The organism is Streptomyces sp. NPDC058308 (assembly GCF_042880275.1).
GTDB lineage: Bacteria > Actinomycetota > Actinomycetes > Streptomycetales > Streptomycetaceae > Streptomyces.
In genome coordinates this window covers 136,639-157,060 of record NZ_JBHVZA010000006.1, presented here as the reverse complement: position 1 = coordinate 157,060, position 20,422 = coordinate 136,639, and the positions used below count along the sequence as shown (strand labels likewise).

The 20,422-nt window shown below is 72.2% G+C and carries 23 protein-coding genes and 1 pseudogene; 15 read left to right on the top strand and 9 right to left on the bottom strand.

The window, feature by feature from the left end; translation table 11 throughout:
* Positions 1–33: 33 nt before the first annotated feature.
* Entirely contained in the window at positions 34–1,026 is a 993-nt protein-coding gene (locus ACFVYL_RS11065) for a helix-turn-helix transcriptional regulator (protein WP_389714550.1), read from the bottom strand.
* Positions 1,027–1,121: 95 nt separating this feature from the next.
* Here ACFVYL_RS11065 and ACFVYL_RS11060 point away from each other — a divergent pair, with 95 nt between their 5' ends.
* The 5 genes from ACFVYL_RS11060 to ACFVYL_RS11040 all read left to right on the top strand — a co-directional run bounded on the left by ACFVYL_RS11060 (position 1,122) and on the right by ACFVYL_RS11040 (position 5,506).
* Positions 1,122–2,582 (top strand): MFS transporter, encoded by a 1,461-nt coding sequence (locus tag ACFVYL_RS11060; RefSeq protein ID WP_389714549.1) that lies wholly within the window; start codon positions 1,122–1,124, stop codon positions 2,580–2,582.
* A 223-nt stretch (positions 2,583–2,805) separates the two neighbouring features.
* Positions 2,806–3,822: an aldo/keto reductase gene (locus tag ACFVYL_RS11055; protein WP_389714547.1), complete on the top strand. Its 1,017-nt coding sequence runs from the start codon at positions 2,806–2,808 to the stop codon at positions 3,820–3,822.
* A gap of 25 nt (positions 3,823–3,847) precedes the next feature.
* Positions 3,848–4,432, top strand: coding sequence for a TetR family transcriptional regulator (locus ACFVYL_RS11050; protein ID WP_389714546.1), 585 nt, complete (start codon positions 3,848–3,850; stop codon positions 4,430–4,432).
* Between the two features lie 57 nt (positions 4,433–4,489).
* Positions 4,490–4,843: a hypothetical protein gene (locus tag ACFVYL_RS11045; protein WP_389714545.1), complete on the top strand. Its 354-nt coding sequence runs from the start codon at positions 4,490–4,492 to the stop codon at positions 4,841–4,843.
* A gap of 198 nt (positions 4,844–5,041) precedes the next feature.
* The gene (locus ACFVYL_RS11040; protein WP_389714543.1) at positions 5,042–5,506 is read left to right on the top strand and encodes a hypothetical protein; all 465 of its coding nucleotides are present in this window, start codon (positions 5,042–5,044) and stop codon (positions 5,504–5,506) included.
* A 3-nt stretch (positions 5,507–5,509) separates the two neighbouring features.
* On the opposite strand, the gene ACFVYL_RS11035 is transcribed toward ACFVYL_RS11040, so the two are convergent.
* Together ACFVYL_RS11035 and ACFVYL_RS11030 are read right to left on the bottom strand one after the other, a co-directional pair.
* Positions 5,510–5,722 (bottom strand): hypothetical protein, encoded by a 213-nt coding sequence (locus ACFVYL_RS11035; protein ID WP_389714702.1) that lies wholly within the window; start codon positions 5,720–5,722, stop codon positions 5,510–5,512.
* A gap of 85 nt (positions 5,723–5,807) precedes the next feature.
* Positions 5,808–7,190 (bottom strand): glycine--tRNA ligase, encoded by a 1,383-nt coding sequence (locus ACFVYL_RS11030; protein WP_389714542.1) that lies wholly within the window; start codon positions 7,188–7,190, stop codon positions 5,808–5,810.
* A 174-nt stretch (positions 7,191–7,364) separates the two neighbouring features.
* Between ACFVYL_RS11030 and ACFVYL_RS11025 the strand changes: the two genes are divergently transcribed.
* The 4 genes from ACFVYL_RS11025 to ACFVYL_RS11010 are packed head-to-tail and all read left to right on the top strand — an operon-like array spanning position 7,365 to position 10,521.
* Positions 7,365–8,321 carry a metal ABC transporter substrate-binding protein gene (locus ACFVYL_RS11025; protein ID WP_389714540.1) on the top strand — a complete coding sequence of 319 codons (957 nt, stop codon included), beginning with the start codon at positions 7,365–7,367 and terminating at the stop codon, positions 8,319–8,321.
* Between the two features lie 29 nt (positions 8,322–8,350).
* Positions 8,351–9,145 carry a metal ABC transporter ATP-binding protein gene (locus ACFVYL_RS11020; RefSeq protein ID WP_389714539.1) on the top strand — a complete coding sequence of 265 codons (795 nt, stop codon included), beginning with the start codon at positions 8,351–8,353 and terminating at the stop codon, positions 9,143–9,145.
* Positions 9,146–9,158: 13 nt separating this feature from the next.
* On the top strand, positions 9,159–10,049 hold the full coding sequence (locus tag ACFVYL_RS11015; protein WP_389714537.1) for a metal ABC transporter permease: 891 nt from the start codon (positions 9,159–9,161) through the stop codon (positions 10,047–10,049).
* Between the two features lie 25 nt (positions 10,050–10,074).
* Positions 10,075–10,521, top strand: a complete 447-nt coding sequence (locus ACFVYL_RS11010) for a Fur family transcriptional regulator (protein ID WP_389714535.1) — start codon at positions 10,075–10,077, stop codon at positions 10,519–10,521.
* Between the two features lie 63 nt (positions 10,522–10,584).
* Here the strand turns inward: ACFVYL_RS11010 and ACFVYL_RS11005 are convergent, their stop codons facing one another.
* The 4 genes from ACFVYL_RS11005 to ACFVYL_RS10990 are packed head-to-tail and all read right to left on the bottom strand — an operon-like array spanning position 10,585 to position 12,702.
* Complete coding sequence (locus ACFVYL_RS11005) at positions 10,585–11,406, bottom strand: isoprenyl transferase (RefSeq protein WP_389714533.1); 822 nt, start codon at positions 11,404–11,406, stop codon at positions 10,585–10,587.
* A 43-nt stretch (positions 11,407–11,449) separates the two neighbouring features.
* Positions 11,450–12,202, bottom strand: a complete 753-nt coding sequence (recO, locus tag ACFVYL_RS11000) for a DNA repair protein RecO (protein WP_389714531.1) — start codon at positions 12,200–12,202, stop codon at positions 11,450–11,452.
* A gap of 57 nt (positions 12,203–12,259) precedes the next feature.
* A complete protein-coding gene (locus tag ACFVYL_RS10995) occupies positions 12,260–12,481 on the bottom strand; it encodes a hypothetical protein (RefSeq protein ID WP_389714529.1) in 222 nt (73 codons plus the stop codon).
* Positions 12,478–12,702, bottom strand: a complete 225-nt coding sequence (locus tag ACFVYL_RS10990; protein WP_389714527.1) for a hypothetical protein — start codon at positions 12,700–12,702, stop codon at positions 12,478–12,480. Before ACFVYL_RS10990 ends, ACFVYL_RS10995 begins: the two co-directional genes overlap by 4 nt.
* Positions 12,703–12,827: 125 nt before the next feature.
* Between ACFVYL_RS10990 and ACFVYL_RS10985 the strand changes: the two are divergent.
* The 5 genes and pseudogenes from ACFVYL_RS10985 to ACFVYL_RS10965 all read left to right on the top strand — a co-directional run.
* Positions 12,828–12,917 (top strand): annotated as a pseudogene (locus ACFVYL_RS10985) (transcriptional regulator); the annotation flags it as partial.
* Positions 12,918–12,923: 6 nt separating this feature from the next.
* Positions 12,924–13,241, top strand: coding sequence for a DUF397 domain-containing protein (locus ACFVYL_RS10980; RefSeq protein ID WP_389714526.1), 318 nt, complete (start codon positions 12,924–12,926; stop codon positions 13,239–13,241).
* 46 nt (positions 13,242–13,287) lie between these two features.
* Complete coding sequence (locus ACFVYL_RS10975) at positions 13,288–13,965, top strand: AIM24 family protein (protein ID WP_389714525.1); 678 nt, start codon at positions 13,288–13,290, stop codon at positions 13,963–13,965.
* Positions 13,966–14,053: 88 nt separating this feature from the next.
* Positions 14,054–14,587: a PH domain-containing protein gene (locus ACFVYL_RS10970; RefSeq protein ID WP_389714524.1), complete on the top strand. Its 534-nt coding sequence runs from the start codon at positions 14,054–14,056 to the stop codon at positions 14,585–14,587.
* Complete coding sequence (locus tag ACFVYL_RS10965; RefSeq protein ID WP_389714523.1) at positions 14,584–16,173, top strand: PH domain-containing protein; 1,590 nt, start codon at positions 14,584–14,586, stop codon at positions 16,171–16,173. Before ACFVYL_RS10970 ends, ACFVYL_RS10965 begins: the two co-directional genes overlap by 4 nt.
* Positions 16,174–16,379: 206 nt before the next feature.
* On the opposite strand, the gene ACFVYL_RS10960 is transcribed toward ACFVYL_RS10965, so the two are convergent.
* Positions 16,380–17,663, bottom strand: a complete 1,284-nt coding sequence (locus ACFVYL_RS10960) for an aminotransferase class I/II-fold pyridoxal phosphate-dependent enzyme (RefSeq protein WP_389714521.1) — start codon at positions 17,661–17,663, stop codon at positions 16,380–16,382.
* A 137-nt stretch (positions 17,664–17,800) separates the two neighbouring features.
* Positions 17,801–19,132 carry an MFS transporter gene (locus ACFVYL_RS10955; RefSeq protein ID WP_389714519.1) on the bottom strand — a complete coding sequence of 444 codons (1,332 nt, stop codon included), beginning with the start codon at positions 19,130–19,132 and terminating at the stop codon, positions 17,801–17,803.
* A gap of 102 nt (positions 19,133–19,234) precedes the next feature.
* Here ACFVYL_RS10955 and ACFVYL_RS10950 point away from each other — a divergent pair, with 102 nt between their 5' ends.
* Positions 19,235–20,179 (top strand): LysR family transcriptional regulator, encoded by a 945-nt coding sequence (locus ACFVYL_RS10950; RefSeq protein WP_389714518.1) that lies wholly within the window; start codon positions 19,235–19,237, stop codon positions 20,177–20,179.
* Positions 20,180–20,422 lie beyond the last annotated feature (243 nt).

Here is a 20,422-nt window from a genome sequence, read left to right as displayed (position 1 = left end):
TCCGGAACGTACGACAGGACCCTTCATTGTCCCTCACTCCGCGGGCGGCCGTCCCGCACTCCGCGAGCAGCCGTCCCGCACTCCCCCGGCGTCACTCCCCGACAGCTCCGCCAGGCGCTCCAGACGCTCCTCCGTCACGTCGTCGGCGGGCACGTACGCGATCAAGCGGTACGCCTGCATCAGCGGGGCCGTCCACAGCATCCGGTGCTCCAGGCGGAGCAGGCCGACCTGGGGGTGCTGGTAGCGCTTGACGTGCGGCGACATGGTCGCCACCTCGTGCCGCTCCCACAGCTCGCGGAACTCCGCGGAGACCCCGGCCAGCCGGTCGCGCAGCTCCCTCCAGGCCGGTTCCGCGCCGTGCTCGGCCATGGAGCCGCGGAACTTGGCGACCAGGTCGCGCAGCATCTCGTCGCGGTCGATGAACGTCTCGCGCCAGCTCTCGCTGGTGGCCAGGAGCCAGAGGCAGTTGCGGTCGCGGGGCGCCATCGCGTCGAAGTCGCCGAAGACGTGCGTCCAGGAGCGGTTGTAGGCGAGGACGTCGTAGCGGCCGTTCTGCACGGTGGCCGGGTAGGGGCCGAGGCGGCGGAGCAGGCGCCGGACCTCGGCGGAGAGGGCGGTGCACTCCGCCTCGGGGCGGGGGTCGACGGCCCCGGCGAGCGCGAAGAGGTGGGCGCGCTCGCTGGGGTCCATCAGGAGGGCCCGGGCGATCGCGTCGATGACCTGCGCCGACACCTTGATGGACCGCGCCTGCTCCAGCCACGTGTACCAGGTGACGCCCACGCAGGCGAGCTGCGCGACCTCCTCGCGGCGCAGTCCCGGCGTACGGCGGCGGGTGCCGCGGGGCAGGCCCACCTGCTCGGGCGTGACGCGCTCGCGGCGGCTGCGGAGGAAGGCGGCGAGCTCCTGTCTGCGGATGTCGGCGCCGGAGCCCGCGGGAGCGGTGTCCGCCGGGGCGGGAACCGGCGCGGGGGCGGGCGTGGTCGTCGTCGCAGGCCTGGTCGAGGGCGTGCTCGCGGTCGTGGTCACGCCTCAAGGCTGCGCCATCCCGCAGCCTGTTTCCAGGTTCGCCTGGTACCAGGATAAGAAGACTCTGGTACCCCTCTGCGGGCCGGAACATCGTCGTGTCCGTGACCCCTGCTACCGACACCGACACCGACACCAAGTCCGACACCTCCCTCATAAAGACGGCGGCCGCCCCCGCTGCCCTGACCCCCCTCGCCCTCCTCACCGTCCTCCTCGGCGCCTCCCTCTCCAGCATCGACTTCTTCGTCGTCAACGTCGCGCTGCCCAGCATCGAGCGCGACCTGCACGCCTCCCCCGCCACCCTGGAGATGGTCGTCGCGGGCTATGCGGTGGCGTACGCCGTGCTGCTCGTCCTCGGCGGCCGGCTCGGCGACACGTACGGGCGCCGCAGGCTCTTCCTCTGGGGCGTGGCCGCCTTCGGCCTGACCTCGCTGGCCTGCGGGCTCGCGCCCGGCGCGTGGTGGCTGGTAGGGGCGCGCGTGGCGCAGGGCGCCGCGTCCGCGCTGATGCTGCCCCAGGTCCTCGGCACCATCCACGCCACGACGCGGGGCGAGCGGCGGGCGCGGACCGTCGCCCTGTACGGCGCCGTGAGCGGCGTCGCGGGCCTGCTCGGCCAGGCACTCGGCGGCGCCCTGGTCGCCGCGGACCTGGGCGGCACCGGCTGGCGCGCGGTGTTCCTCGTCAACGTGCCGATCGCCGTCGCGGCCGTGGTGGTCGGCGTGCGCACGGTGCCGGACAGCCGTGCCGAGCGGCCCGCGCGGAGCGACGTCCTCGGCACCGTCCTGTTCGCCGGGGCGCTGACCGCGCTCCTGCTGCCCCTCACCGAGGGGCGCGCGACGGGCTGGCCGCTGTGGTCCGTGCTCCTGCTGGTGGCCACCCCGCTGCTCGGCTGGGCGTTCGGGGCCGTGGAGAGCCGCGCCGAGCGCACCGGCGGCAGTCCGCTGCTGCCCCCGTCACTGCTCCGCGAACCCGCCGTGCGCCGGAGCCTGGCCCTCGGCCTGCCGATCTTCATCGGGTTCAGCGGCTTCATGTTCGGGTTCGCGATCGTGCTGCAACAGGGGCTGCGCTACGGGGCGTTGCAGGCCGGCCTGACGGTGGTCCCCATGGGTCTGACGCAGATCCCCGCGTCGATGCTCGTGCCGCGCCTGGTGCGCCGCTGGGGCACCCGTGCGATGACCCGGGCCGCGCTGGTGCACGCGGTGGGTCTCGCGGTGCTCGGCCTGACGGTGCTGTGGACGTCGTGGTCCGGGCTCACGCCGCTCGCCCTCGCGCCGGGGCTGTTGCTGTGCGGGGCCGGGCAGGGCGTCGAGCTCGCGCTCTACTACCGGGTCGCGCTCGCGGCCGTGCCCGCCGCGCGGGCGGGCGCGGGCAGCGGTCTCGCCGCGACCGTGCAGCAGTCGTGCCTGGCCGTGGGGGTGGCGACGGTCGGCTCGCTCTTCCTGGCGCTCGTGCCGGACCTCGGCATGCGGGACGCGTTCGTGACCGCGCTCGGCGTGCAGCTCGCGGGACTGCTCTGCCTGGCCCTGCTGAGCCTGCGGCTGCCGCGGACGCTGCTCTGAAGCCCGCCCCATGAGCGGCCGGGAACATCCCCGGGCCCAGCTGGCCAGCCATGTCCTCGTCCGTCTGGGCCTCGGCTTCGTGAAGGCGCCGGTCACCAACACCGCGGCGCCGGGATGCCGCGCGCCCGGGCGGGGACACGGGCATGACACCTGACGGGTGACAGCCAACGAGTGACAGCTGACAGATATTGATATCTGTCAGCTGTCATGCCATGGTGGACGCATGCGCACTCTCACTCTCGGAACCACCGGCCCCCGTACCTCCGCCATCGGCCTCGGCTGCATGGGCATGTCCGCGCTCTACGGAGAGGCGGACCGCGCCGAGTCCATCGCGACGATCCACGCGGCCCTCGAAGCGGGCGTCACCCTCCTGGACACCGGCGACTTCTACGCCATGGGCCACAACGAACTGCTGATCGGCGAGGCCCTGCGCACCGCCCCCGCCGCCCGCCGCGAACAGGCGCTGACCAGCGTCAAGTTCGGCGCCCTTCGCGACCCGGACGGCGGCTGGTCGGGGTATGACGGCCGCCCGGCCGCGGTCAGGAACTTCGCCGCGTACTCGCTGCAGCGCCTCGGCGTCGACCACATCGACGTCTACCGCATCGCCCGCCTCGACCCCGACGTCCCGGTCGAGGAGACGGTGGGCGCCATCGCGGAGCTGGTCGAGAAGGGGCACGTCCGGCACATCGGCCTCTCCGAGGTCGGCGCCGACACGCTCCGCCGGGCGGCGGCCACGGCGCCCATCTCCGATCTGCAGATCGAGTACTCCCTCATCTCGCGCGGCATCGAGGCGGAGATCCTGCCGACGGCCACCGAGCTCGGCATCGGCGTCACGGCGTACGGCGTGCTCTCGCGCGGCCTGATCTCCGGCCACTTCACCCGCGACCGGCAGCTCGCCGCGAACGACTTCCGCTCGATGAGCCCCCGCTTCCAGGGCGAGAACCTCGACCGCAACCTGGACCTGGTCGACGCCCTGCGGAAGATCGCCGACCAGAAGGGCGTCAGCGTCGCGCAGACCGCCATCGCCTGGGTGCTCGCACAGGGCAACCGCCGCGACGCGGCCATCGTGCCGCTGGTCGGCGCGCGCCGCCGGGACCGGCTCGACGAGGCGCTCGGCGCTCTCGACGTGACGCTCGACGACGCGGACCTCGCGGCGATCGAGGCGGCCGTGCCCGCGGACGCGGCGGCCGGCGCGCGCTACCCGGAAGCGCAGATGGCACACCTCGACAGCGAGCACTGAGCCGCCCACGGGTACGGTCTGTGCCATGGCAACCGCGGCTCCCCTGACCCCCGAGCGCATCCTCGAAGCGACCGAGGAGGTGCTGCGCCGGCACGGCGCGGCCAAGGCCACGGTGGTCGACGTGGCCCGCGCCCTCGGCGTGAGCCACGGCACGGTGTACCGCCACTTCCGTACGAAGACGGAGCTGCGCGGGGCAGTGACGCGGCGCTGGCTGGACCGTACGTCGCAGACGCTCTCGGCGGTCGTCACCGGCGCCGAGCCCCCCGAGGAGAAGCTCCGCCACTGGCTCGTGGGCCTCTTCGAGGCCAAGCAGCACAAGGCGGGGGACGACCCCGAACTGTTCGCCACGTACTCGGTGCTTGTCGACGAGAACAGCGACGTGGTGGACGACCACATCGCCGACCTCACGGGGCAGCTGACGGCCATCGTCCAACAGGGCGTGGACAGCGGCGACTTCACGTCCGAGGCCCCCGCCGTCACGGCCCGCGCGGTCTTCGACGCCACGTCCCGCTTCCACGACCCGGCCTATGCCGCACACTGGTCGCGCCCCGGCATCGAGGACGCGTTCGCGGCGGTGCTCGACCTGACGCTGCGGGGCCTGCGCCCGTAGGGCCCGCGCCCCCGAGGCCCGCGTCAGGGCGCTGGGGGCGCTGGGTAAGGTGATCCGATGCCGCTCGTCGAGATCACCTACGCGCCCCACGTCCCCGGGGAAACCCTCCGCGCACTCGGTTCGGCCCTCCCCCACCTGGTGTCCCTGGCGGTGGAGTGCCCCGAGGAGCCGTACGACGGGGATCTGCGGCCGGGGGACGTGGAGTTGCGGTTCCGGGAGCTCGGGCCGTGGGACCGCAGCGGTCTGGACTTCGTGATCGAGGTGCGGTCGAAGTGGTTCGAGAGCCGATCCTGCAACCGGCAGGAGCGGGTGGACCAGCTGCACGACGGCGTCCGCACCGCCACCGGGTGCGACGACTTCGGCGTCTATCTGTCCCTGCCGGTGGCCGCGTGGTCCCAGGGCGAGGACTGAGAGCCTGTCTTTGACCCCCCCGACCGGCTCTGGAACTCGACCGGACGAGGGAAGGCGCCGACCGCCGCGAGCGTGAGGTGCTTCTCCGGGTACGTGAACCACATGTCGCGTTCCGTGCCGAGCAGCCGTTCGTAGGAGGCCGCGAGCGCGTCCAGCGTGCCGGGGCCCGTATAGACGCGGATGAACGGGCGGGGTTCGGTGAGGTCGGTCGAGTCGTCGTGGCTGGAGCAGGGCCGCGTCGACACCTCCCGGCAGGTCCTCGACGCCGTCGCCCGGACCCTGCTGCTCGACGCCGACGCCCACCGGCACGCGCTGGCCCTCGCCGGCTTCGCCCCGGCCCCGGACGGCGACGAGCCACCGGACCACGGCGGGGCCCCGGACAAGGACGAGGCACCGGGCGGCGACGAGGCGTCGTACGACCCCGGGCTGCGGGCCGTGCTCGACGGCTGGCCCGACAGCCCGGCCCTGCTCCTCGGCCCCGCCCTGGACGTCCTCGCCTGGAACCTGGCGCCCTGGTGGGACTGCCGCTCGGTCGGCGACTTCGCCCCACGGACGGTGGCGCTCACCCCGGAGGGGTCCGGTCAGGCCCGCCCCTACGGCATGACCCTCCTGCTCGCCCCGCGCCCGCAGGACGCCGCCGTCCTGGTCCTGGCCCCTCGCTGACCTCTACGACGCGGGGGCCGCCGGATCCACCGTGGCCTGATGCTCCTGGGCCAGGTGCTCCTCCGCCTTGAGCCACGGCAGGAACTGCGCCTTCCTGTGCCACCCGCAGGTCCCGCAGCTCAACTGCCGCTGCATGCCCGCCTTCTGGACCTCGACGACGTGCTCGCGCCCGTGGTGGTCCCATCGTCTTACCCTGCTCGTGGTCGTTGGAGGTATGGGCCTCAGTGTGCACGGAGGCCCCCGGTTCCATAACCCGGAACCGGGGGCCTCCTACGGCGTTCACGCCGAGAACGTAGAAGCGTCAGCAGCCCACGAGGCGCGTGGCGAGGTAGCCCTCGATCTGGTCGAGGGAGACGCGCTCCTGCTTCATCGTGTCGCGCTCGCGCACCGTCACGGCGTTGTCGTCGAGGGTGTCGAAGTCGACCGTCACGCAGTACGGCGTGCCGATCTCGTCCTGGCGGCGGTAGCGGCGGCCGATGGCACCCGCGTCGTCGAAGTCGATGTTCCAGTTCTGCCGCAGGGCGGCGGCCAGGCCCTTCGCCTTCGGCGACAGCTCCGGGTTGCGGGACAGCGGCAGGACCGCGACCTTCACCGGGGCGATGCGGTGGTCGAAGCGCAGGACCGTGCGCTTCTCCATCTTGCCCTTGGCGTTGGGCGCCTCGTCCTCGAAGTAGGAGTCGAGGAGGAAGGCGAGCATGGTGCGGCCGAGACCGGCCGCGGGCTCGATGACGTACGGGGTGTAGCGCTCGCCGGCTTCCTGGTCGAAGTACGACAGGTCCTGGCCGGACGCCTTGGAGTGCGCCGTCAGGTCGTAGTCCGTGCGGTTGGCGACGCCTTCCAGCTCGCCCCACTCGCTGCCGCCGAAGCGGAAGCGGTACTCGATGTCAGCGGTGCGCTTGGAGTAGTGGGAGAGCTTCTCCTTCGGGTGCTCGTACCACCGCATGTTCTCCTCGCGCAGGCCCAGGCCGGTGTACCAGTTCCAGCGCTGCTCCATCCAGTATTCCTGCCACTGCTCGTCCTCGCCCGGCTTGACGAAGAACTCCATCTCCATCTGCTCGAACTCGCGGGTCCGGAAGATGAAGTTGCCGGGCGTGATCTCGTTGCGGAAGGACTTGCCCGTCTGCGCGATGCCGAACGGCGGCTTGCGGCGCGAAGTCTGCTGGACCTGGGCGAAGTTGGTGAAGATGCCCTGCGCGGTCTCGGGGCGCAGGTAGGCGACGGAGCCGCTGTCCTGGGTCGGGCCGAGGTGCGTGGCGAGCATGCCGGAGAACTGCTTGGGCTCGGTGAACTGGCCCTTGGTGCCGCAGTTGGGGCAGTTGACGTCCGCGAGGCCGTTGGCCGGCGGGCGGTTGTGCTTGGCCTCGTAGGCCTCTTCCAGGTGGTCGGCGCGGTGGCGCTTGTGACAGGAGAGGCACTCGGTGAGCGGGTCGGAGAAGGTCGCGACGTGGCCGGAGGCCTGCCAGACTTCGCTGGCCAGGATCACCGACGAGTCGATGCCGACGACGTCCTCGCGCGAGGTGACCATGTAGCGCCACCACTGGCGCTTGAGGTTCTCCTTCAGCTCGACGCCCAGCGGTCCGTAGTCCCAGGCGGCGCGCTGTCCGCCGTAGATCTCACTGCAGGGAAAAACGAAGCCACGGCGCTTGCTCAGGCTGACGATGGTGTCGATCTTGTCGGCGGCCACGGTGCTCTCTTCATTACGACGGCGGACGAAGCAAGTGCTGCCGGGGCAGCGGCTTCGGGAGCGAATGCTTCAGGTTACCGGCGGCCTTACCCCCCTAATCAAATCGGTTCCCCGCACGCACCCTCACCGAGGCCTTGTTGACAATCGTTTCCACTTTTGTTGAAAATGAGTGTCATGAACGTACGACGCCTCATACCCACCGCCGCCCTTGCCGCCGCCACGGCCCTCGGCCTCACCGCGCTGACCGCCTGCTCCACCTCCACCGCGGCCGACAAGGACGGCAAGCTGGACGTCGTGGCGTCGTTCTACCCCATGCAGTACCTGGCGGAGCAGATCGGCGGTGACCACGTCTCCGTCACCAGCCTCACCGAGCCCGGCCAGGAGCCGCACGACCTCGACGTCTCCGCCAGGCAGCGCGGCGACCTCGAGGAGTCCGACGTCGCCCTCTACCTCAAGGGCCTGCAGCCCGCCGTCGACGACGCGATCGACCAGTCCGGCATCAGGACCAAGGTCGACGCCGCCTCCCTCACCGGCATGGAGAAGCACGGCGACGAGGTCGGCGGGCACGCCGCGGAGCACGACGGGCACGACCACGACCACTCCCACGAAGGCGCCGACCCGCACATCTGGCTCGACCCCGTGAAGTACGCCGAGGTCGCCGAGGGCGTCGGCAAGGCCCTGGAGAAGGCCGACCCGGACAACGCGGCGACGTACAAGAAGAACACCGCGAAGCTCGTGAAGAAGCTCGGTGGCCTGGACACGTCCTTCAAGAACGGCCTGAAGGACACCGACTCCAAGGTCTTCATCACCACCCACGCCGCCTTCGGCTACCTCGCCGAGCGCTACGGCCTCACCGAGGAGGCCATCAGCGGCCTCGACCCCGAGTCCGAGCCCAGCAACAAGCGCATCAGGGAACTCCAGAAGATGGCGAAGGCCGACGGCGTCACCACGGTCTTCTACGAGACGCTCGTCAGCGACAAGACGGCGCAGACCCTCGCCAAGGACGCCGGCCTGAAGACCGATGTGCTCGACCCGGTCGAGGGCATCACCGACGACTCCAAGGGCACCGACTACATCCAGGTCATGGAGTCCAACCTCAAGGCCCTGCAGAAGGCCCTGGGCGCCAAGTGACACCCCCTGTGGTTACGGAGGCACGCGCCATGAGCAAGAACGCCGACACCGGTGAAGGCAGCGGCGACGCCGTCATATCCCTGCGCAAGGTGACGGCCGAGCTCGGCTCGCGCCCCGTCCTTCGCGGCATCGACCTCACCGTGCGCCGCGGCGAGGTCGTCGCCCTCCTCGGCGCCAACGGCTCGGGCAAGTCCACCGCCGTGCGCACCGTCATAGGGCAGGTCCCCGTCACCGGCGGCGACGTCGAGATCTTCGGCACCCCGCGCCGCCGCTTCCGCGACTGGGCCCGCGTCGGGTACGTCCCGCAGCGCACCACCGCCGCGGGCGGCGTGCCCGCCACGATCAGCGAGGTCGTCGCCTCCGGGCGGCTCTCCCGCGCCCGCCTCGGCGTGCTGCGCAGGGCCGACCGCGAGGCCGTCGCCCGCGCCATCGGCCTCGTCGGCCTCGCCGACCGCGCCAAGGACTCCGTCAACGCCCTCTCCGGCGGCCAGCACCAGCGGGTCCTCATCGCCCGCGCGCTGGCCTCCGAGCCGGAACTCCTGATCATGGACGAGCCGATGGCGGGCGTCGACCTCGCCAGCCAGGAGATCCTCGCCGACACCCTGCGCCACCAGGTCGCCCAGGGCGCCTCCGTCCTGCTCGTCCTGCACGAACTCGGCCCGCTGGAGCCGCTGATCGACCGCGCCGTGGTGCTCCGCGACGGCTGCGTGATGCACGACGGCCCGCCCCCGAAGGCGGTCGGCCAGCACGCCCTGCCCGGCCACGACCACGTCCACCCGCACACCGCCGACGCGGAGCCGGTCCGTACCGGCCTGCTCACCTGAGGACGCAAGAGCCATGGAACTCCTCGACTACGCCTTCATGCAGCGCGCGCTGCTCGCCGCGGTCCTGGTCGGCATCACCGCGCCCGCCGTCGGCATCTACCTCGTCCAGCGCCGCCAGGCCCTGATGGGCGACGGCATCGGCCACGTCGCGATGACCGGCGTCGGCCTCGGCTTCCTGCTCTCGACGTCGCCCGTGTGGATGGCGACGGCGGTCGCCATCGTCGGCGCGGTGATCATGGAGCTGATCCGCTGGTACGGCAAGACGCGCGGCGACATCGCGCTCGCGATGCTGTTCTACGGCGGCATGGCGGGCGGCGTCATGTTCATCAACCTCGCCCCCGGCGGCTCGAACGCGAACCTCCAGTCGTACCTCTTCGGCTCGCTCTCGACGGTTTCCGAGCAGGACGTCACGGCGATCTGCCTGCTCGCCGCCTTTGTGGTTCTCGTCACGGTCGGGCTGCGCCGCCAGCTCTTCGCGGTCAGCCAGGACGAGGAGTTCGCGCGCGTCACCGGCCTGCCGGTGCGGGCCCTGAACCTGCTCACCGCCGTCACCGCGGCGGTCACCGTCACCGTCGCCATGCGGGTCGTGGGCCTGCTCCTGGTCTCCGCGCTGATGGTGGTGCCGGTCGCGGCCGCGCAGCAGCTCACCCGGAGCTTCGCGGTGACCTTCGTGGTCGCGGTGGCGATCGGCGTCGCGGTGACGCTCGGCGGCACCGTCACGTCGTACTACCAGGACGTGCCCCCGGGCGCGACGATCGTGCTGCTCACCATCGGTGTCTTCATCGTCCTCACGGTCCTCGCGACACCGCTGGCCAGGCGCAGAGCGCGGGCCGTGGCCGCCGCGGAGGCGGCCGGCGACCCCGCGGAGTGCTCGGTACCGGCGCAGCCGATGGCCAAGACCTGACCTGCGTCCTGCCCGACCTGGCACAATGGCCCGGCAGGCCCAGACCAGAGCGCAACGCGAGGAGGCAACCGTGGGAGCCCCGGTTCGAGGCAGGTCGACCCGCCAGCGTGCGGCGGTGGCCGCGGCGCTCGACGACGTGGACGAGTTCCGCAGTGCGCAGGAGCTGCACGACATGCTCAAGCACAAGGGCGACTCGGTCGGTCTGACCACGGTCTACCGCACCCTCCAGTCCCTCGCCGACGCCGGTGAGGTCGACGCCCTGCGCACCAACGAGGGCGAGACGGTCTACCGCCGCTGCTCCACCGGCGACCACCACCATCACCTGGTCTGCCGCGTCTGCGGCAAGGCGGTCGAGGTGGAGGGCCCCGCGGTCGAGAAGTGGGCCGAGGCGATCGCCACCGAGCACGGCTTCGTGAACGTGGCGCACACGGTGGAGATCTTCGGCACGTGCCAGGAGTGCGCGAGCAAGTAACGGTACGTACGTGAGAGGGCCCGCACCGTCCGTCCGACGGTGCGGGCCCTGTCACGCTCGGCTCTAACTGTTCGCGATCTGCTCCTCGTTGGGGATCGCGCCGCCGAAGCGGCGGTCGCGCCCGGCGTATTCGAGGCAGGCCCGCCACAGGTCGCGCCGGTCGAAGTCCGGCCACAGGACGTCCTGGAAGACCATCTCGGCGTAGGCGCTCTGCCAGATCAGGTAGTTGGACGTGCGCTGCTCGCCGCTCGGGCGCAGGAAGAGGTCGACGTCCGGCATGTCCGGGTAGTACAGGTACTTCGCGAAGGTCTTCTCGTTGACCTTCGCCGGGTTGAGCCGGCCCGCCTTCACGTCCTCGGCGAGGGCCTGCGCCGCGTCCGCGATCTCGGCACGGCCGCCGTAGTTCATGCAGAAGTTCAGGGTGAGCTTGTCGTTGTCCTTGGTCTGCTCCTGGGAGATCTCCAGCTCCCTGGCGACCGACTTCCACAGCTTGGGCATCCGGCCCACCCAGCGCACCCGCACCCCGAGGTCGTCCAGCTGGTCGCGGGTCTTGCGGATGAAGTCGCGGTTGAAGTTCATCAGGAACTTCACCTCCTCCGGAGAACGCTTCCAGTTCTCCGTGGAGAAGGCGTACAGCGAGATCGCGCCCACGCCCATCTCGATGCTCCCCTGCAGCACGTCCAGGACGCGCTCCGCACCGACCTTGTGGCCCTCGGTGCGCGGCAGACCGCGGTCCTTCGCCCAGCGTCCGTTGCCGTCCATGACGATCGCCACGTGCTGCGGGACGAGCTCACCGGGGATCTTCGGCGGCCGCGCGCCCGAGGGGTGGGGCTCGGGCAGCTTGTACTCGCGGCGGGACCGTCCGAGGATTCCGCGTCGTGCCATGGGGGGCTCTCTCCTACCTAGCTGTTCACCGCACGCGACGAGCTCACGTGCTCTTCTCTACGTACCTCAAGGAGCGCAGTCCGCGCTCCAGATGCCAGTGCAGATAGGCGGAAACCAGCCCGCTCCCCTCCCTGGCGTGCCGCGCCTCGCACGCGTCCGCCGTCTCCCAGTCGCCGGTGAGCAGCGCACCGAGCAGCGTGAGCGTCTCCGCCGACGGGACGACGCTGCCGGGCACCCGGCAGTCGACGCAAATCGAGCCGCCCGCCGCGACCGAGAAGAACCGGTTCGGGCCGGGCATACCGCACTTCGCGCAGTCGTTGAAGCTCGGCGCGTAGCCGTTCACGGCGAGGGAGCGCAGCAGGAACGCGTCGAGCACGAGGTGGGGCTCGTGCTCCCCGCGGGCGAGGACCCGCAGCGCGCCGACAAGCAGCAGATACTGCTGCACCGCCGGCTCGCCCTCGTGGTCGGTGAACCGCTCGGCGGTCTCCAGCATGGCCGTCCCGGCCGTGTAGCGCGCGTAGTCCGTGACGATTCCGCCGCCGTACGGAGCGATCGTCTCACTCTGCGTGCAGAGCGGCAGGCCCCGCCCGATCAGCTCGCTCCCCCGCGCGAAGAACTGCACGTCGACGTGGGAGAAGGGTTCGAGCCGCGCCCCGAACTTGGACTTGGTCCGGCGCACCCCTCGCGCCACGGCGCGTACCCGCCCGTGACCGCGCGTGAGCAGCGTGATGATCCTGTCCGCCTCACCCAGCTTCTGGGTGCGCAGCACGATGCCGTCGTCGCGGAACAGACTCATGGGGCCATTCTCGCGTATGCCGACGACACTCCGGGCCCGGGTGCCTCCACAGGGCCGTCAGGGCACCTCTCCCCGGCTCCTGGCGTTCGCGTACGCCGTCGCCGCGCGCAGCCGCTCCGCGGTGGTCGCCGTGCGGACGGCCTCCGGGGCGCAGTCCCATTCCCGGCCCCCTCCGTAGGGGCGCAGCTGGACGTACGGCCCCTCGTGCCCCATGACCCGGCCGACCTGGCCGCTACGGGTGTCGACCACGTACGCCCCGACGGGCAGGTCGAGGTTCATCCCGCCCTCCTCAGCGCGGCGGCGAGCCGGACTGCGACGTCGGCGGAGCACCCGCCCCATTCGATGCGCGGACAGGGCGTCTCCCTGGCGAGCGTCGCCGGATCGATCCCCAACGACGGCAACGTAATTCCCGCCTGCCCGAGTGCGTCGCGCAATTCCTTCACGGTTTCCTCCGCATGTTCGATACATGCCGCTGCGTGATGCTTTCCATCCGCCTTCACGTGGCTCCCCTTCGTCCCCGGATTTCACTCTTCCCGCACATACGGTGACGCACTGCACCTACACTCGGCAGGACTCTGTCCTCTACAACTGCGGGGCAGCGGCAGGCGGTTGGCCATGGCCAGCGCTGGGTACGAGGGTCTTTGCCTCCGGTGGACACATCGGCCAGTTCGAACAGGCAATTCGTAAACCGCAGTTGGATGTGGCGGAACGGATCTAGTAAGTGGAGGAGATTGTCGCTGCGCGACTGGAGCGGGCGGGAATTCTCAAGGACGCGGCAAGGCCCGAGTATTGGGTGGTGCTGCGCGAGTACGACCTGAGCAACGCCCGCTGGCGCAAGAGCAGCTACAGCAACGGCGAAGGCGGCAGCTGCATCGAGGTCGCCGACGGAGTCACCGGAGTCGTCACCGGAATCGTTCCCGTGCGGGACAGCAAGATCGGGTCGCAGAGCCCCACTCTCCTGCTCGGCGCCCCCGCCTGGCACGCCTTCGTCGCCGGGGTCCGGGAGCAGCGGAACCGCTTCCCGCGCGCGAGGCCGTAGCCGGAAGTCGCTTCCGTGCTCACCAGCCATAGCCCAAGATGTGGGCATGAAGAGTGACCTGTTCTCCAGCGACCACATGGCCCAGCCGGCCCACGCACCCGGCATGACCCTGCAGAACGCCAAGTCCGTCAAGTACGCGGTGAACGGCGAGATGTTCGCCCGGCAGGGCGCGATGATCGCCTACCGGGGCAGCCTGCAGTTCGAACGGAAGGGGCAGGGCGTGGGCGGGATGCTCAAGCGCGCCATGACCGGGGAAGGGCTGCCGTTGATGGCCGTGCGCGGGCAGGGCGAGGCCTGGTTCGCGCACGAGGCGCAGAACTGCTTCATCGTCGACGTCGAGCCCGGCGACGTCCTCACGGTCAACGGCCGCAACGTCCTCTGTTTCGACGCGACCCTCTCGTACGAGATCAAGACCGTGAAGGGCGCGGGAGTCACCGGCGGCGGGCTGTTCAACAGCGTCTTCACGGGCGCGGGGCAGCTGGGGCTGATGTGTGAGGGCAGCCCGCTGGTGATCCCCGTCTCGCCGCAGCAGCCCGTGTACGTCGACACGGACGCGGTGGTCGGCTGGACCGCCCACCTGGCCACGTCCCTGCACCGTTCGCAGTCCATCGGGTCGATGATCCGCGGCGGCTCGGGCGAGGCCGTCCAGCTGAAGCTGGAGGGCGAGGGGCACGTCATCGTGCGGCCGAGCGAGGCGACGCCGCAGAAGCCGCAGCAGCACTGAGTGCCAGTGCCGGTGCCGGTCGACGCTCGGCCGAGTCCGGCTACAGCCGGTGAGCAGGCATCTCGGGCAAGCAAGTACCTTTCGTCTCATGCTTGTTGACCAAGGAGCCGACGCAGTCGCGAGAGCCGCGGGGACGGGTGTGCGGCTGCGGCCACCGCGCCATCCCCTGGACCGCCGTGCCGTCGCCTGGTGGCGTACCCGACTGCTGCTGACGGCCGCCGCCCCGGTCGCGCTCCTCGGGCTGCTCGGCGCGCTCATCGCGCCGGCCAGGTTCTGGCTCCTGCCGCCCGCCGCGGTGCTCGCGGCGGGCGGTCTGCTCGCCGGGGTGCTGCTGCCGCTGTGGTGGTACGAGGTGCACCGCTGGGAGGTCACCGACGACGCGGTGTACGTACGGACCGGCTTCTTCTGGACCGAGGGCCGGATCGCGCCGATGTCGCGGCTGCAGACCGTCGACACGACGCGCGGACCCGTCCAGCGCCTCTTCGGACTCTCCACCGTCACGGTCACCACGGCGTCCGCCAGGGGCGCCCTGAAGGTCAAGGGCCTCGACCACGCGACCGCGGCCGAACTGGCCGAGCGGCTCGCCCTGGTCACCCAGGCGACGCCGGGCGACGCGACGTGAGCGGCGAGCTCGCCGAGGAGCACGACTGGCGGCGGCTCGACCGGCGTTCGCTGCTCGTCACCGTCCAGATGACCGGCGGCGTGGTGACCGCCGTCGGCCTGCCGGTCACCCTCAGCTTCCAGGGCTGGGTGGCCATGGGGCCCGTGATCGCCTGGGCCGTGGGCCTGAGCCTGCTGGTGATCGCGAGCGGCGTGGGTGTCGACGCGCTGCGGCTGCGTCACAGCCGCTACCGCATCGGGCCCGAACGCGCCGAGCTGCGCAGCGGCATCCTCTTCGCCAAGCACCGCTCCCTCAGCAGGGAACGCATACGCTCCGTCGACCTCGTCGCCCACCCGCTGCTGCGCCTCCTCGGCCTCGTCGAGGTCCGCATCGGCACCGGCGAGCAGAGCGCGGGCCAGGAGGCCACGCTCGAACTCCGCCCCGTCCGCAGGGCCGAGGGCGAACGGCTGCGGCGCGAACTGCTGCGCCGCACGGCCCCCGGCGACGCCTGCGCCGCCCAGGGCACGATCGCCGCCCTCGACCTCCGCTGGATCCGTTACGCCCCGCTGTCCTTCGTCACCTCGGCGCTCGCGGCCGCGGTCGGCGGGGCGGTGATGCAGGTCAGCGAGTGGTTCGGGGTGCAGGAAGAGGTCATCGAGCGGGTGGGCGACGCCTTTCGCGGGATGTCGGTCGCGGGCATGGTTCTCGCGCTGACCGCGGGGGCGCTGGCCGCCGGGTCGGTGGGGGCGCTCGGGCTCTGGGTCGAGATGTGGTGGAGCTACCGCCTCGAACGGGAGCCCGGCGGCACGCTGCGGGTGCGGCGCGGGCTCTTCACGACCCGTTCCGTCTCCCTGGAGGAGGCCAGGCTGCGCGGCGTCGACGTGGTGGAGCCGCTCGGCCTGCGGCTGTCCGGGGCGGCCCGCGTGGACGCGGTCGCCACGGGCCTCTCCCGGCGCGAGGAGGAGGACCAGGCGGGACCGGGCACCCTGCTGCCCGCCGCGCCGCGCGCACTCGCCGGTGAGGTGGCGGCGCGTGTCCTGCGGGAGCCGGTGACGCCCACCGCCGCGCGGCTCACGCCGCATCCGCGGGCGGCACGGGCGCGGCGGATCCGCTGGGCGGTGTCGGCGGCGCTCACGCCCGCCCTCGTCCTGGTCCTGCTCGGGGTGCTGCTCGGGGTGCCGGTCCTGAACTACCTGGGGGCGGGGGCCGCGGTGGTCCTCGTGCCGCTCGCGGTGGCGCTCGCGTGCGACGCGTACCGCAGCCTGGGGCACGCGCTCGACGGCGACTATCTCGTGGTGCGGTCCGGGACGCTGCGGCGGTCCACGGTGGCCCTGCGGCGCGGCGGGGTGATCGGCTGGACCGTCAAGCAGTCCGTGCTGCAACGCCGGGCGGGCCTGGTGACGCTGAGCGCGACGACGGCGGCGGGCGCGCAGGAGTACGCGGCGTACGACGTGGACGAGGGGCAGGGCCTGACCTTCGCGGAACGAGCGGTCCCGGGCCTCCTGACCCCCTTCCTGGAAGAGACCCCGGACCCCCCAGGGGGCGCGGGGAACCGCGCGCCGAGCCACAGCCGACCGTCACAGGTAAACGGAGGCCCACCCCCCTAGGGGCGCGGGGAACTGCGCGCCCAACCACAAACAGCCCGCACAGGTAAACGGACACCCACCCCCCAGGGGCGCGGGGAACTGCGCGCTCAACCAGAGCCGACCGGCACAGGTAAACGGACGACCACCCCTAGGGGCGCGGGGAACTGCGCACCCAGCCACAGCCGACCCGCACAGATAAACGGACGCCCACGCCCCTGAAACTCCCCCTAGCGCACCGCCACCACGCCCCGCTCATAGCCAACGAGCCGCACACACACCGCCAGCCCCAAGATCGCCTGCTCAAGCTCCGCGAGGTTCGGATAGCTGGGCGCCACGCGAATGACCGCGTCGCGCGGGTCGTCCCCGTAGGGGTGCGTCGCACCGGCCGGGGTCAGCACGATGCCGGCCTCCGCGGCGCGGCGTACGACCTCCTTGGCGCAGCCGTCCGGGACCGTCAGCGTCACGAAGTAGCCGCCCTTCGGCGAGGTCCACGTGGCGAGGCCGGTGCCGCCGAGCTCCGCCTCCAGGATCCGGGCGACCGTCTCGAACTTGGGCCGCAGCAGGGTGCGGTGGCGCGTCATGTGCGCCCGTACGCCGTCGGCGTCCTTCAGGAACAGCACGTGCCGCAGCTGGTTGATCTTGTCGGGACCGATCGACCGCTTCTGGTTGGCCTCGAGCAGCCACTTCACGTTGGCGGGCGAGGAGCCGAAGAACGCGACGCCCGCGCCCGCCGAAGTGATCTTCGAGGTGGACCCGAAGACGAACGCCCGGTCCTCGTGCCCGGCCGCGGCGCAGGCGGCGAGCAGGTCGGCGATCTCGGCGGGCTCGTCGGTGAGGTCGTGGACGGCGTACGCGTTGTCCCAGAAGATCCGGAAATCGGGCGCGGCGGTGGGCATCGCGGCGAGCCGCGCCACGGTCTCGTCGCTGTAGACGACGCCGTCGGGGTTGCTGTACTTCGGCACGCACCAGATGCCCTTGACCGCCGGGTTCTCGGCGACGAGCCGCTCGACCTCGGCCATGTCCGGGCCGTCGGGCGTCATCGCCACGGGGATCATGTCGATGCCGAACCGCCGGCAGAGCGAGAAGTGCCGGTCGTAGCCGGGCACCGGGCACAGGAACGCGATGGGCTCCTGGTCCACCCAGCGCGACGTGGCGCCGGGCACCTCGCCGAGGAGGGCGTGCACGAGGCAGTCGTGCATCAGCTCCAGGCTGGAGTTGCCGAGCGCGAGCAGCTGCCCGGCGGGCACCTGGAGGAGCTCGGCGAAGATCTCCCGGAGCTCGGGGAGCCCCCGCAGCCCGCCGTAGTTGCGGACGTCGGTGCCGTCGGCGGCCGTGTGCCGTCCGCCGGGCAGGCTCAGCAGGTCCTCGGCGAGGTCGAGCTGCTCGGGCGCCGGCTTGCCCCGGGTCAGGTCGAGGGAGAGCCCACGCCCGGCGAGCTCGTCGTACTCCTTCCGGGCCTGCTCAAGCAGCCCGGCCAGGGCCTGGGTGTCGGGGCTCAGCTCGGTGCTCATGGTGTTGCCTCTCGCAGGTGCGGCGCTCGGTGGATGGCGCCAGCCGAGGATACAAATCCCTCCGCCCGGCCGGACGGAATGCCCGCTCCGCGAGACCGCGGGGCCCAAGAGCCGGTACCGGCCCGTACCCGGCGGTGCTACCTCCGCGGGTCCCGGCGCGTGTGCAGGGCGACGAGGAGGGCGCCGGACAGGACGGACAGGGTCGCTGCCGCGCCGAACAGCGTCGGCGGGCGCACCCTGGCGGACAGGAGCGTCACCGCGAAGGGGGCGAGCATGCCCACGTACGCCGCCGCCCAGAAGTACGCGGTGAGGCGGGCCAGGCGGTGCGGCGGGGCCAGGGCGGTGACCTCGGTGAGGCCGTACGTCAGCACGAAGCCGTAGCCCGCGCCGAGGACCGCGGCGGCGGCGAGGGCGAGCGCGGGGCCGGTCCCCGCCACGGCGAGCGCGGCCGCGCCGAAGCCGACGGCGATGACGAGCAGCCCCACCACGGCCGTGGCGAGCCGGTGGTGGCGGGCCACCCGGCGGGCCAGCGGCTGCACGAGCAGGCCCGTGCCGGGCACGACGGCGGTGGCCACGCCCGCGTACACCAGCCCGCCGTGCACGAGCCCCGGCAGCGTCGCGAAGCCGACGCTGGGAGCGGCGAAGACCCACGGGGCGACGGGCAGGATCCCCCGCCGGAACGCCCGGCCGGTGCCGCCGTGCGCACTCCCTGCCCCGGCCCGGGCGTCGACCGTCGCGCGGGCAGGGGCCGTTCCACCGACCGGGGCCGCTCCCCCGGCCGAAACCGTCCCCCCGACCGGGGTCGCTCCCCCGACCGGCGCCACTCCCCCGCCCCGCGCCGTTTCCGGGGCCGTCCATGCCGCGAGGCCCGCGCCCGCCGCCAACAGGACGTGCGGCACGTACGCCGTGATCATCGGCGCCGCCGCCCACCGGGCGATCAGCGCCGCCGCGAGGCCTCCGCAGGCGAAGCCGGCGGAGACGAAGAGGCCCGCCCGGCGCGACGCCGTGCTCGCGCCCGCGGGACCCTCGACGGCGTACGGAGCCGAGGACAGCTCCTTGATCCACGCGCTGCCCGCCGCCAGCAGGGCCCCCGCGCTGACCCCCGTCAGAAACCTCCCGGGCCACAGCCACCCGGTGGCCCCCGCTCCCAGCATCAGCACCCCGGTGGACACCAGGTTCAACGCGAGCGCCGTCAGCGCCACCGGCCTGCGCCCGGCCCGGTCGGCCAGCGGGCCGCCCACCAGGAGGCCGGGGACGAGCCCGACCACGTAGAGGGCGAAGAGGCCGGTGACGGCGGACGCGGAGAGGCCGAGCTCGGAGCGGTAGGCGCCGAGCAGCGCGGAGAACTGGTTGGCGCTCCACCCGGAGGCCATCATGATCCAGGCGGCCCGCACCCCGGGGCGACGACGGGGCGGATCGAGGGCGGCCTCGGCTCCGGGAGCGAGGCAGGATTCCGTGGTGATGCTCATGCCGCCCAGTTGTAGGCGTCGCGCACCCGCCCCCGCCGCCCCCGTTCACGATTCGTGAAGACCCCGCGCACCCCCGTGACCACCCGGTCTACGCTGATACGCATGTCTTCCGCGCCGCTCGATCTGCGACTTCTGTCGTCGTTCCTTGCGGTCGTGGAGGAGGGCCACTTCGGCCGGGCGGCGGCCCGCCTCTTCCTCTCACCGCCCGCCGTCACCCAGCACGTCCGCCGCCTGGAGACGGACCTCGGCGCCACGCTCCTCGACCGGCGCACGAGCCCCGTCGTGCCCACCCCCGCGGGCGTACGCCTCGCCTCCCACGCGCGTATGCTGCTCGCCGCGTCCAACGCCGCCCTGGACGACATGGCCGAGGCCGTCCACCCCGCGACCCGCCCGGCGGAGCGCCCGCTGCGCGTCGGGATCATGGGCCACGGTTCGGCGGAGCTCACCCCGGCCGCGATCAACGCCTACCGCCGCGCCCGCCCCGACGTGCGCCTCGACATCGTCCAGCTGGACTTCACCGAGCATGTGACGGCGCTGACCGAGGACCGCGTGGACGTCGCCTTCGTACGCCCCGGCCCCGAGGACGAGCGGGTGGTGGCCGACGTCCTCACCACGGAGCAGCGCATCGTGGTCGTCCCTGACCGCTCCCCGCTGGCGGCGGCCCGGCTCACCGGCGCGACGGTCGCGGACATCGCCGGGCTGCCGTTCTTCCGCGTCCCCGGCCACACCCCGCGCCCCTTCACCGACTACCTCTACTTCGGCGACGAGGCCCGGCGCCGCAGCACGGAGTTCGCGGTGACCCCGCAGGAGGTGCTGACCGGCGTGGTCACCGGCCGGGCAGCCGGTTCGGGCCTGAAGTCCTTCGCCCGCTACTACGCGTGGCCGGGCGCCACCTTCGTACCGGTCCTCGACGCCCCGTGGGAGAGCAGCTACCTCGCGGTGCGCGCGGACGAGGACAACCCGGAGGTGCGGATCTTCCGGGCGCTCGCGGTGGCCCTCGCCCGGGAGCTCGGGCCCACCCTCAACGACGACACGCCGCACCCGTAGCATCACCCCGCGCCCGTGGCGCCGCCCGTGCCCCCGGCACACCGGGCGGACACCCCAACCCGGCCTGCCCGGTCGGCCACTTGGCGCCCCCGCACCTCACCCGGCCCGCCGCCCGGGAACCCGCCCCGCGCCCCCGTGCCGGAACCCGGTGCCGGAGCCCTTGACCGGCCCTCTCCCCCCTCCTATCGTCGCCACGCCACCCACGACGTAGGACGTGGGACCTCTTAAGGAGGCAGGGGACCA